Here is a 12351-nt window from a genome sequence, read left to right as displayed (position 1 = left end):
CTTCAAATCAAAAAAACAGAACGGAATGAATTGGGATACGCTGGATAAAGAGCTTACCGAAATAGTCGAAAAAAGAAATCAATTAGCCGCTATGGATTATAGCGACGAGAGTTATGACGATCTTGAAGAAGCACTTCATGACTTGGAAGATGATTTCAACGAAAACTATGAGGACAGACTTGAAACTGAAATTGAGAAAATTCAGGATAAGCTGAAGTCTGATACAGATATTCTTTTGCCTACAGCTTACATAGCAAATGCTTACAAGCCGCTTCTTCCTGATGCAAATGGCATTATTAGTTATGAAGTTTCAGGTCAGCAGGGTGTGCCGATTGAGTCTGAGCAATTTGATAAGCAAGATGTCCGAATTGTTTTGATCCCAAACCCAGCGCGCTTTGTGATGCTGATTAACGGGAGACAGTTGAAGGATCTTTGGAGAAGCAGATAGACTAGTATCAAGACATAAGTATTAAGATGTTAGATTTTAGAAACAAGAGTCTAGATAAAAAATAGGAGTAAAGTAAAGAACCTGGTCAATAGCCGGGTTTTTTCATTCAAACAGGAGTTTTTTCAGATATAGTAAAAGATGAAATCAAAAAGAGTAGTAATCACAGGTTTGGGAGCGTTGTCTGCGCTAGGAAACGATGTAAAGTCCAATTGGCAGAATGCCAAAGAAGGAAAAAGCGGAGCAAGTCAAATCACCTATTTCGATTCCGCAAAATTCAAAACTCGATTTGCCAGTGAATTGAAAGACTTTGACCCTACGGTCAGATTAGATCGTAGTGATATCAAGCGTTCGGATCTTTACACTCAATATGCCTTATATGCCGTTTCGGAGGCAATGGAGGATTCCGGATTGGATGTATCTAACTTGAACTCCCCCTTTGATGCAGGAGTAATCTGGGGATCGAGTCAAGGTGGTATGAACACACTCGAAAAGGAGATGAACGAATTTATAGTAAATGATCGCTCACCTCGATTCAATCCCTTTTTCCATCCAAAATTCCTAGTGAATATGGCTTCGGGAGTGATCTCAATGAAGTTTGGCTTGATGGGGATCAATTATACAGCGGTGACGGCTTGCGCTTCCTCGAATAGTGCGATCATGGATGCTTTCAACTATATCAAATGGGGAAAAGCCAAAGTGATCATCACTGGAGGTTCAGATGCGCCAATCACAGAAGCCTCAATGGGAGGTTTCAATGCCTTGAAAGCACTTTCTACTCGAAATGATAATCCAATAACTGCTTCAAGACCTTTTGACATGGATCGCGATGGTTTTGTGATGGGAGAGGGAGCTGCGGCTTTGATTCTGGAAGAGTACGAGCATGCTAAAGAGCGTGGTGCAAAAATCTATGGAGAGGTAGTCGGAGCGGCAATGACCGCTGATGCTTATCATTTGACGGCTACACATCCAGAAGGTGCTGGCGCTCTGCAATGCATGAAGTTTGCTTTGGAAGAGGCAGGATTGACAATGCAGGATGTCGATTACCTGAATGCGCATGCGACTTCAACGCCTACGGGTGATTTGAGTGAAATCAAAGCAATTTCTACACTGCTTGATGGAAACTATAAAAACTTGCATATCTCGGCTACCAAATCTATGACTGGTCATTTGCTTGGAGCAGCTGGAGCGATAGAAGCGGTCTTCTGTGTTAAAGCTATCAATGAAGGAGTGGTACCTCCAACGATCAATACGGAAACGCTGGATCCTGCCATTCCTCAGGGAATTCAGATTGTTACCAAGGCTGCTATCAAGAAAAAAGTTTCTGTTGCCTTGAGTAACACCTTTGGCTTCGGCGGACATAATGCTTCGGTGATATTTAGGGAATTTGTGTGATTCCATTAACCTTTGAGGTCTCATGGACCTCGGAGGTTTCTTTCATTTAATCTGCCAAATCGCAAAGAGCCCAAAGAATTCCGTTAAGGTTTGTATTGTGGTATGTTTTTTAATCTAGAGGAATACTGATCGTGCCGTTGGCACTCTCTAAGTCCTCACTTCCTTTAAAACCCAGAATTCCATTCTGGGCTACTACTGACCTTGCCTTTGGCAAGGAGATTTTGAATGCTTTTGAAAAGTTGTGCCAACGGCACTAAGTGTATAAGCCCTGAATACAGCGCAGTGAAATTCAGGGATAAAAGCAAAACTGGATATGATGAGTGCCAAAGGCACGATCTGTACTTTAAAAAAATTGGCTCCGTTAAAACCTGACGGAGCCAATTTAATTTTTGGATTCCAAATCCTCTGATAAATTTTCATAATGACAAATACAGAATAGCTCGTAAAAAATGGGATTTAAACCTTAGACGAGATTTCTACTTCGTGCTTCAGTAGTAGTTACACCTCAAAGGATTTTGATTTATTTGAACCCCAACTTAACTCTCACTTTATCCAACAATTCTGCTCCGACAGCTTTAGCTTTTTCTTCGCCTGCGGCTAGTTTTCGTTCGATTTCTTCTGGGTGATTCATATAGAAGTCAAAAAGCTCACGCTCTTTCCTGTACTTATCCAGGATCAGTTGCATAAACTCCTTCTTTGCATGCCCATAGCCGTAATTACCACCTTCGTAATTTGCTCGCATCTGCTGAGTTTGCTCTTTTGAAGCGATCAAACTATATAACTTAAAGACATTATCAGTATCAGGATCTTTTGGATCTTCCAGTTCCTTGCTATCTGTTACGATGCTGTTTACATTTTTCTTCAATGCCTTTTCCGGAAGGAAAATATCAATGAAGTTATTGTAGGACTTACTCATCTTCTGGCCGTCTGTGCCTGGAATGGTTTTTACCACTTCGTCGATTCTAGCTTCTGGAATTGTCAGGATATCCTCGCCTACGATTCTATTGAACGTAGAAGCAATATCACGTGTCATTTCCAGGTGCTGCATCTGGTCTTTTCCTACTGGAACCAAATCCGCTGAATACAGTAAAATATCAGCTGCCATCAAAACCGGGTAGGTGAATAGTCCTGCATTTACATCTGAAAGTTTCTCTGCTTTATCCTTAAAACTATGTGCATTTGCCAGCATAGGAAAAGGAGTGAAGCAGTTCAGGTACCAAGTCAGTTCCGCTACCTCGGGTCTTCTGGACTGTCTATAAAAAGTAGTGTGTTCAATGTCCAATCCGAAAGCCAGCCAAGCAGCAGCCACAGCGAGTGTGTTTTGCTTGCGAACTTCGCCATCCTTTGAAGTGGTAAGTGAGTGCAAGTCTGCAATAAAAATGTAAGATTCTTCCTTGTTCTGTTTGATCAATTCAATTGCAGGGACGATCGCGCCTAGGATATTTCCTAAGTGTGGTCTGCCGCTGCTTTGAATGCCTGTTAATACTCTTGCCATTGGTCTGATTTTGGTGCAAATTAAGTAAAACAGTCCTGAATACGTTTGAAATTATGCGTTAATTGCGAGTATGATTAGAATAGAAAAGACCCTTTATATTTTACTAGTATTCTCTTTTTTCTCCCAACTCACACAGGCTCAAGAAACTATAACTCCCAAATTGATCTGGGCTGTCAATAAGGTGGATTTGGGTACAATCTTGGAAGAGCAAGGTCCGCAGGTGGCAGAGTTTGAGTTTACCCATACGCAGGATTCTCTTTTTTATATCGAGACCGTGGTGACAGATTGTGGTTGCACAACCGTAGAATATACTAAGGATACGTTGCAGGTAGGAGAAACTGGTAGGTTACAGGTTTCTTTTGACCCTTCCTCCGGAGCTGGATTTTTTTCTAGAATGATCGTAGTAAAAGGCAATCTTCAAGGGGTACAGGATACGCTATATATTGAAGGAAATGCTATTCCGAGGGCTAGTGATCCAACTCTGGCTTACCCCACTAGAAAGGGAGATTTGGGTTTTAGACTTGCCAAAGTGAATGTGGGGGAGGTTTTTACTAATGAGCCTAAACTGAAGCAGGTTGAGGTTTATAATTTTGGGGAAACTCCTTTCTACAGGGATAGCTTGGAGTTTTTGAGTCCAGAATACATCCAAGTGAGTCAGCTGACAGATTCTATAATGCCAAATGATCGAGGTCTTTTGCAGGTATATTATGATGGTGCAATGAAAGCTGATCTTGGCTACTTTGAGGATCAAGTTTCTTTGAATTGGAAGGATAGCACCACTTTCATACAATTGGATGTGTTGGCAGATGTTTTTGAATATTATGCGCCCTTCGCGAAAGATGACTTGAATCTAGTTCCTCAGCTAGTCATTGATCCAAAAGAAAAAGATCTTAGAACCATTAAAGCAAGTGAAATACAAGTTGAGAATGTGGTTTTGAATAACAGAGGAAGACAAGTTTTAGAAATTAAAAAGGTTCAGGGTAATTGTGAATGCCTCAGACTTGAATTGCCTAAAACGTCGTTAGACCCGGGAGAATCAATCCTATTAAAAGTGGTATTTGATCCGAAAGGAAGACAAGGAATAGATCAACGAAATATTTACATTTTCAGCAATGATCCATTGAATCCTGTTCAGTTGTTCTTGTTAAAGAGTAGAGTGGAGTAATTTTTCTTAGTAAAAGTACGCTATAAATATGCTCATCTATTCACTTGATTATTTGTAGCTTAGTAAGCATTTTTCAAAGAGTTTGAGAAAAATGAAAATGCTATTTTTCTGAATTTAACTATGAAAAAACAGGTACTATTTCTTGTAGGATTTTTGGTTAGTTTGGTCTTTACTTCGCTAAAGCCAACAGCTGTAAATCCATACCGTGTACTTCCCTATTTACAAGTTTATGATCAAGGAAAAATTCAGCTGACCTGGATAGGAAGTACACTTTCTACTAGCTCAATCACAATCAAGAGTCAGGAAGGAGTAATTCTTTTCTCCCAAGATGTCGTAGGACAAGCTTTACCGGAGGTTTTTTATACAGAAGCAGAAAAAAATCAAAGTATTCCAGGTTTGGAGAAGGGGAGCTGGCTACAATCTGACCAAGCATTTAAATACCAAGCCCAAGTCACTTTGCCTCCTGGAGTTAAAGTTTCCTACCGGGTTTTATTGGGAGGTTTTCCTTTTGAATCTTCTTTCAAAACCCCAAAGGATAAAGACAAATGGGAGAAAATTAGGTTTGTTGCTTTGGCAGATTCTGAAACGGAGCCCAAAGGAAGAGTGACTTATAGGGAATGGCTTCCAGGCCAGCCTTTATTTCGACCATTTACGATACCTCAACTCTGGAAACAAAAATTCGGGACCTCAACTATTCAAGGATTTGAGATACCGAACTATGTCCTCTCTGAACAAAAGGGGTATGCCGAAAATTTGAAGATTATTAATTCCCGAGATATTGACTTTATGGTTATGCCTGGGGATTTAGTTCAAGGTGGAGGGTATCAGCCAGGTTGGGATGAGTTTTTTCGTCACAATGCAGGTGAATTTGATCAGGGATTTACTGAGTATCCCGTTATTCCATCATTTGGGAATTGGGAAAATTTTGGTGCCTTGAATGGCGGTTATGGAGATGGTGAAGGCGGGGAATTCGCTCCTTTTGTTTCTAGAAGACGTTATCAGGCCTATTTTAAAACTCCCGTTTCAGATCCACTTCAAAAACACGGACAAAGTTATTATCGGTCAGATTATGGTCCAGTCACTATTCTTACTGTTGATTCGAGCAATGGTACACCTGATCAGCTTGCCTCAGATTTTGACGGGACTACTAAGTTGAAAGGAAAGGAATTTACCACTCCAGGCACAGATACTCAAGAAAACTATACCGAAGCAACCTATAAGGCGCGTGGAGGAAAGGATTTGAGCAGCTTTGGTCCAGGATCTGATCAGTATATCTGGCTGGAGGAAAATCTGAAAGATGCCAGTGAAAATTGTCAGTTAATCTTTGTACAGTATCACCACATTGCTTTTTCATCAGGCGAGCATGGTGTGCCGTTGAATCATGAGCTTTCTATTGGCCAGGTTGGAACGCCAATGCGTGTCTTAAATCCCATGCTGGAAAAATATGGTGTAGTAGCGTTTTTTCAGGACATGATGAATTGTTTGAACGAAGCTTTGTAGATGAAGATAATGACGGCAAAGGCATTATGTATTACGATGTAGGTGTGGCTGGTGATGGTCTTCGGGGGGAAAAGAGAGATTGGTTGGGTAATCCATTTAATACGCTCGATTACAATCCTTATCGAAAATGGTCCGCAGACCAGAGTTCTGTTGAGGTATGGAATACCTCGGGCGCTAATCCCGTTTTGGTTGATGGAGGGAAACACTATGGGCATTTAGAAGTGAATTTGGAGAAAAAGGTGGAGGGAGATCAGGAGTTTGCTATAGTCAATTTTACACCCGTATATATTTTTCCAGTATTAGATCAAAACTACAATCTGCAGAAGGTAGAACGTCGGATTTACAATGATGAAGTAAGCCTGAAAATTCCATTGAGAAAAACTGATACTAAGCCTGCTGTGAAGGATAGGGTCGAGTTGGTGCTTAATGCTGAAGGGAAGGCTACCTTAAAACCAGAGCAGGTTTTCACGAATTGGCCCATAAGTTCGATTTACACCGTAACCCTGAGTAAGTCAGATTTTTCCTGTGAAAATCTAGGAGCTCAAGAAGTAACGGTAATAACCAAAGATGATAAGGGGAATACTTGGGAGGATAAAATTGAAGTGGTTGTTCAGGATAAATCAGCGCCTGTGGTGCAAACAAACAATCTGGAAGTTGAACTTGATTTAACAATTGGTCAACTCGAATTGAATCCAGAGGATTTTATTCAATCAATATCTGATAATTGTGCTGTAAAAGAGGTGACTATCAGCAAAACCAAAGTCACCTGTGAGGATGTAGGAAAAGAGATTGTTGTAGAACTTCGGGCAGTAGATTTTTCTGGCAATGTCACTGAAAAAAATGCCCTAGTAATTGTAAAAAGCTTTACTTCCAGCCCTGTGAAGATCACAGGTTCTGAATCCATTTGTGGTGGCACAAAGCAAACTCTGACTTTGAATTCGGAAGCTCCATTTGAAGTAGTAAGATGGAGAAAGAATGGAACAGAGATTTCAGGTGCTACAGGAAAAACCTTGGAGATAGAAGGAACTGGAACTTACAAGGCTGTTATCAGATACGCTGGAGCTTGTCTTTTTGAGACGGATGAATTCAATGTAAAAGAAGCCAATGCCACTCCAGTGATCATTACAGGTTCAGAATCTATTTGTGGGGGAACTAAGCAAACGCTAACGTTAAAGTCTGAAGCTGCATTTGAGGTGGTGAAATGGAGAAGAAACGGAACGGAGATTACTGGAGCCACAGGAAAAACTTTGGAAATCGAAACTGCAGGAACGTATCAGGCTATAGTAAAGAATGGTGGAGGATGTTTAGTTGAAACTCCGAATTTCATTGTAAAAGAAGCTAGTTCCACTCCAGTGACCATCACAGGTTCTGAGTCTATTTGTGTTGGTACTAAGCAAACGCTTACACTCAAGTCAGAAGCTGCATTTGAGGTGGTGAAGTGGAGAAGAAATGGAACGGAAATTTCTGGAGCAACAGGAAAAACTTTGGAAATCGAAACTGCAGGAACGTATCAGGCAATTGTTAGAACTGCAGGTGGATGTCTTGTTGAAACAGCAGATTTCATTGTGAAAGAAAGCGCCAGTGCAGCAGTTTCAATTAGCGGTCCTGCTGCTATTTGCGCTGGAGACAAACAGATGTTGACATTAGCCTCAGAAGCCGAATTTGAGGTGGTTAGATGGAGAAGAAATGGAACGGAAATTTCTGGAGCTACTAATAAAACCCTTGAAATAGAAGAGGGTGGAAGTTACCATGCGATTGTTCGATTAGCAGGTGGTTGCCTTGTTGAAACGGAGAAATTTGTTGTGGAATCAGCTGCTAAACCTAGTGGAGAGATCATAGTGGACGGAAATATTCTGAAAGCTCCAGAAGGTAATTTTACCTATCAGTGGTTTAGAAATGGAGAAAAACTGGAGGGAGATACGAAGCAGAAACTCACAGTGAATCAAATGGGTGAATTCACTGTGGAGTTGACTAATGAGGCTGGCTGTGCGACTCGCCTTTCGTCAGTGACTATGACTATTTCAGGCATTTTCAATCCAGGGATCCTAGTGTCTGAGGAATTGAAAATCTATCCTAATCCTGCTTCATCCCAAGTTGAAATCCAAGCCTTAGGAGATTTGAAATTTGCCGAGAATTCTATGCGAATTTATGATAATAGCGGCAAGGAAGTGAGTTCCAGTGTGGAGGTGATCCGTCAGAGTTCGAGATCTGTCACCCTAGCGATAACTAGGCTTTCAGCAGGAACTTATGTGATCATGGTTGAAAGTCAGAATAGCGGAGTGTTTGTAGGAAAGATGATTAAACAGTAGGAATACAAATACCATTTAAAAAGCCTCACAAAATGAGTTTGTGAGGCTTTTTTCGCCATGATTGATAACCTATTTATGATTTTCCCAGTATTCTTTTGGCGTAACTATTCTAGTGTCTTTAAAGCTTTTCATTGTAAAATCATTTGTGTTACCCGTTATCAAATAATCTGCTTTTGATATCTGTGCCAACTCTAAAAGTCGGTTGTCAGGCTCATCCTTGATGATTTTCAATGTGTCGTTTGGATCAGAGATTTCTGATATTTCGCTCAATCTTGCAATTAGAAAATCGACGTTTGTTTTAAAATCATAAAATCTTGCGAATTTGGGACGACTAAGGACTTCAGTATATTCTTGAAGTATTTGACTTGATAGACAAATTATAGCATTTCCTTCAATGCAATGCTCAAGAATTAAATAAGGGTATTTTTTTTGGATTAAGGCAGAGACGATTACGTTCGTATCAAGAATTACTTTTTGCATTCCTGTGAGCGTTTATTTCTTCATCAATTTCCTCCAGTGTCATATTGGAAAGCCCATATTTGTTAGCTAACTGCACGCTTTTTTCTAATGTCTGCTTTGTAATCTTTTTTCCGACGATTTCGATAAGTTCAGAAAAAGACAACGTGTTTTTATCAAGACCTAATTGGTCGAATTCAGAATCAGATATTAGGAGGTTTAGAGATTTCATAACACTTAGGTTTAAGTTCTAATTTACGTTTTTTTTCCTTACAGGTTGACAATCTATTCTTCTCTGTCCTTCCTCACTATTTTCACAACACGGTTATAGATGATTTCTGCCAAGCTCCAGTCATAGCCATCAAAGTTGGTGGTATTGTTAAACTGGATAATGACGGTATCAATGTCTTTGTGGTATTTGGCTATACTCTGATATCCAGGAAGCAAACCAGTATGTTCATAGACATAAATCTCTGAATAGATCTCCTGTTCGCCTTCTTTGAAAACGGAGCCATCGTTTAATGCCCGAAGGAAAATGCCCACATCTTCCGCGGTAGCGAGCATCAAACCCGTGTCTTCCGTCTTGAAGTCTTGGTCAACTCCCACATAATTCCCACTCATTACTTCATCCATATCCACCTCACTAAGCGAAGTGTAGGTGTTCTTCAGTCCAAGCGGAGTCAAAATCTCCTCTCGGATAAATTGCTGATGAGGATAGCCGACTGTTTTATCAATGAGATCAGAGATCAACATGTAATTCGTATTCGAATAGCCATAGCTTTCACCGGGTTCAAAGTCAGCGGGTAAATCCAATCCGTAAGCCAAAGTCTCTTCCTTATTCTTGGGAGGATTAGTCCAGTAGTCAGGATGATCTACAAAGTTGGGAATGCCAGATCTATGCTGAACCATCATTCTCAGCGTGATTCTATCCGAATTCTCAATCCTTCCTGCCAGTTCCGGAAAGTATTCTGCTACCGTTTTATCCAAGGATAAGCGCCCATCCTTGGCCAGTTTGGCAACAGAAACTGCAACATAAAGCTTGGTGATACTGGCTATCTTAAATAATGCTTGTGGAAATGCAGCTATTTTCTTTTCCCGATCATGCCAGCCAGCGGCATAAAACTCCGGGGACTTCCCGCCTTGATCCACGTAAACAATCATTCCATCGAAACCCTGCTCAACACCCTCTTCCAACTGTTCCTGAACAGAGTCCGGTAGAGGTCTTATCCATGCTTTCAGCAATGGCCAGGGAACGAAATACAGGGAACCAATGCTTGCAAGAATAAATAGGATTCGGAGAGTTTGTTTGATTTTGGGGGAGGGCATTTTTTTAATGAGGCTTGATTAATGTTTTGGCGCATGGCGCATTGGGGGGCGGAGAACTTCACTGTCAACCAAGCAACAATGTTGATAGAAGCACTGCATTTGAATTAAAAATATCAGCCCCCATTGCGGCAAACGAGCTTTTAGTGGCTGTTTTTTAAATCTTTATATTCTTTCAATGGTTTGTAATTGATGTAGCGAATGTAAACGTCTTCAGGATTTATTTTGTCCTTTCTAAGAAGCTTTTCTTCTCCAAATTTATCAATTTCATAAACTGTACGATGACTGTCATTATGAACACTGGCAAACTGTTTTAAACTGTCACCTTTAATTCTTGCATAAATCGTTGAACTACCTCCGTGAATTAAAAATGCGTCAATACAGTTTAGTTCTTTATTGTAAAGCATATTTGGATAGTCTTCTGCGTTTACGATTGATGTCAATTCTCTTTTGTAGTCGTCATAAATAAAAAGTCGTCTAACTTCATTTGCACTTCTTGCCGCTTGTGCTGAAATAAATGTAATGTCATTAAAGTTGTCATTGTTGAAGTCTGCAATGTTTGGCTCTAAGTCCATAAGTGCATTACTCTTAACTATGTATGTGTTTTGAATATACCAACGATTATGTTGAGGTGCTTTTGTGTAAAATTTCAGGATTACATAATTTTCGTCAAAAACTCTGTGCTTTATTAGTTGAATTTTGTTTTTTCCTTTTTCACCGATGTTCAAACTGTCCGCAAATGTTTCTATAATTTCTGTATTGGCAATTGTAGTGTCGGTAATAGTAGTTTTACTTGCTTTAGTGTCAGCAACAGAAACTTTTTTTTCGTTGTCAGTAGGTCTTGCGGTGCAAGAGGAAAAGTAGATTAAAATTAAAAGAGTATTCAGTTTCATACGGCCTGTCTAAAATTACCACTAACGTGTCGCTATACGCAACCAGTTAGGTATATTTTTCATAGATTTTTCTTTTCAAGAACTCTTATTTTAAAATTAAATCTCTACTCTGCGCCCTCCGCGTTTCCCTCCGTGACCTCCGCGGTAAAACCCCCTACACAAATGCCGGTATCCCAGTAATCTCCTGACCCAATATCAGCAAGTGAATATCATGTGTTCCTTCGTATGTGATCACCGATTCCAAGTTCATCATATGGCGCATAATCGGATATTCTCCTGTAATACCCATTCCACCATGGATTTGTCGGGCTTCGCGAGCGATATTTAGCGCCATTTCCACATTGTTACGCTTTGCCATGGAGATATGGACAGTTTTGGCTTTTCCTTCATTCATCATCTTTCCGACTTTCCAGGCTAAGAGTTGAGCTTTTGTGATTTCGGTAAGCATTTCAGAGAGCTTCTTCTGCACCAGTTGAAAACCCGCAATTGGTTTACCGAATTGGATACGCTCAGCGGCGTACTTTCTCGCAGACTCATAACAGTCCATCGCAGCGCCGATCGCTCCCCAAGCGATTCCAAATCTTGCAGAATCCAAGCACATCAGTGGAGCGCCTAAACCTGATTTGCCAGGAAGGAGATTTTCTTTAGGAACTTTTACATTATCGAATACCAATTCTCCAGTACAGGAAGCACGAAGCGACCACTTACTATGAGTTTCAGGAGTAGTGAACCCTTCCATTCCCCGCTCCACGATCAAACCATGAATTCGGCCTTCTTCATTTTTTGCCCAGACCACAGCAATATCAGCTTCTGGAGAATTTGAAATCCACATTTTGGCGCCATTCAGCAAGTAATGATCGCCCATATCTTTGAAGTTGGTCACCATGCCAGATGGATTTGAACCATGGTCTGGTTCTGTGAGCCCGAAGCAGCCGAGCATTTCTCCTGAAGCTAGTTTTGGCAAGTATTTGTTTCGCTGTTCTTCCGAACCGAATTTATAAATAGGATACATTACCAACGAACCCTGCACAGAGGCCGTCGAGCGCATACCTGAGTCACCCCGTTCGATTTCCTGCATGATTAAGCCATAGGCAATATAGTCCAAGCCACCACCTCCATATTGCTCAGGAATTTGCGGTCCAAAAGCTCCCACGTCACCGAATTTCTTGACGATTTCGCTAGGGAAGTGAGCCTTCTGAGCCCAGTCTTCTATGTAAGGAGAGATCTCCTTTTTGACAAAATCCCGGATGGAAGATCTAATCAATTTATGCTCATCAGTAAGCAAATCATCAAGGTCTAAAAAATCAACGCCCTCGAAGGTATCTTGCTTTAATGACTTTCGGATTTCAATTGACTCCATGGTTTTTTTG

Annotated in this window: 11 protein-coding genes; 5 read left to right on the top strand and 6 right to left on the bottom strand. The window is 40.7% G+C overall.

Going from position 1 to position 12351, the window contains the following annotated elements; genetic code table 11:
* Window positions 1-25: 25 nt before the first annotated feature.
* Together AACZ87_RS04015 and fabF are read left to right on the top strand one after the other, a co-directional pair.
* Window positions 26-448, top strand: a complete 423-nt coding sequence (locus AACZ87_RS04015) for a hypothetical protein (RefSeq protein ID WP_339865093.1) — start codon at window positions 26-28, stop codon at window positions 446-448.
* Between the two features lie 138 nt (window positions 449-586).
* A complete protein-coding gene (gene fabF, locus AACZ87_RS04010; protein ID WP_339865091.1) occupies window positions 587-1840 on the top strand; it encodes a beta-ketoacyl-ACP synthase II in 1254 nt (417 codons plus the stop codon).
* A gap of 520 nt (window positions 1841-2360) precedes the next feature.
* Here fabF and trpS read toward each other — a convergent pair.
* A complete protein-coding gene (gene trpS / locus AACZ87_RS04005; protein ID WP_339865089.1) occupies window positions 2361-3335 on the bottom strand; it encodes a tryptophan--tRNA ligase in 975 nt (324 codons plus the stop codon).
* 70 nt (window positions 3336-3405) lie between these two features.
* Between trpS and AACZ87_RS04000 the strand changes: the two genes are divergently transcribed.
* From AACZ87_RS04000 to AACZ87_RS03990, 3 genes are all read left to right on the top strand, one after another.
* Window positions 3406-4500 (top strand): DUF1573 domain-containing protein, encoded by a 1095-nt coding sequence (locus AACZ87_RS04000; protein WP_339865087.1) that lies wholly within the window; start codon window positions 3406-3408, stop codon window positions 4498-4500.
* Between the two features lie 120 nt (window positions 4501-4620).
* Window positions 4621-6000, top strand: coding sequence for a hypothetical protein (locus tag AACZ87_RS03995; RefSeq protein WP_339865085.1), 1380 nt, complete (start codon window positions 4621-4623; stop codon window positions 5998-6000).
* Window positions 5979-8309: a T9SS type A sorting domain-containing protein gene (locus tag AACZ87_RS03990; RefSeq protein WP_339865083.1), complete on the top strand. Its 2331-nt coding sequence runs from the start codon at window positions 5979-5981 to the stop codon at window positions 8307-8309. The genes AACZ87_RS03995 and AACZ87_RS03990 overlap by 22 nt, the downstream gene beginning before the upstream one ends.
* A gap of 69 nt (window positions 8310-8378) precedes the next feature.
* Here the strand turns inward: AACZ87_RS03990 and AACZ87_RS03985 are convergent, their stop codons facing one another.
* The 5 genes from AACZ87_RS03985 to AACZ87_RS03965 form a co-directional block, all read right to left on the bottom strand.
* Window positions 8379-8789 (bottom strand): putative toxin-antitoxin system toxin component, PIN family, encoded by a 411-nt coding sequence (locus AACZ87_RS03985; RefSeq protein ID WP_339865081.1) that lies wholly within the window; start codon window positions 8787-8789, stop codon window positions 8379-8381.
* Complete coding sequence (locus AACZ87_RS03980) at window positions 8770-8997, bottom strand: hypothetical protein (RefSeq protein WP_283411134.1); 228 nt, start codon at window positions 8995-8997, stop codon at window positions 8770-8772. The genes AACZ87_RS03985 and AACZ87_RS03980 overlap by 20 nt, the downstream gene beginning before the upstream one ends.
* A gap of 53 nt (window positions 8998-9050) precedes the next feature.
* Window positions 9051-10091 carry a serine hydrolase domain-containing protein gene (locus AACZ87_RS03975; protein WP_339865079.1) on the bottom strand — a complete coding sequence of 347 codons (1041 nt, stop codon included), beginning with the start codon at window positions 10089-10091 and terminating at the stop codon, window positions 9051-9053.
* Window positions 10092-10231: 140 nt separating this feature from the next.
* Entirely contained in the window at window positions 10232-10981 is a 750-nt protein-coding gene (locus tag AACZ87_RS03970) for a hypothetical protein (protein WP_339865077.1), read from the bottom strand.
* A gap of 154 nt (window positions 10982-11135) precedes the next feature.
* Window positions 11136-12341 (bottom strand): acyl-CoA dehydrogenase family protein, encoded by a 1206-nt coding sequence (locus tag AACZ87_RS03965; RefSeq protein ID WP_339865075.1) that lies wholly within the window; start codon window positions 12339-12341, stop codon window positions 11136-11138.
* Between the last annotated feature and the right edge of the window lie 10 nt (window positions 12342-12351).

It is taken from the genome of uncultured Algoriphagus sp. (genome assembly GCF_963974365.1).
Taxonomy (GTDB): domain Bacteria; phylum Bacteroidota; class Bacteroidia; order Cytophagales; family Cyclobacteriaceae; genus Algoriphagus.
The sequence above is the reverse complement of the archived record's forward strand: the minus strand, read 5'-3'. Positions and strand labels throughout refer to the sequence as shown.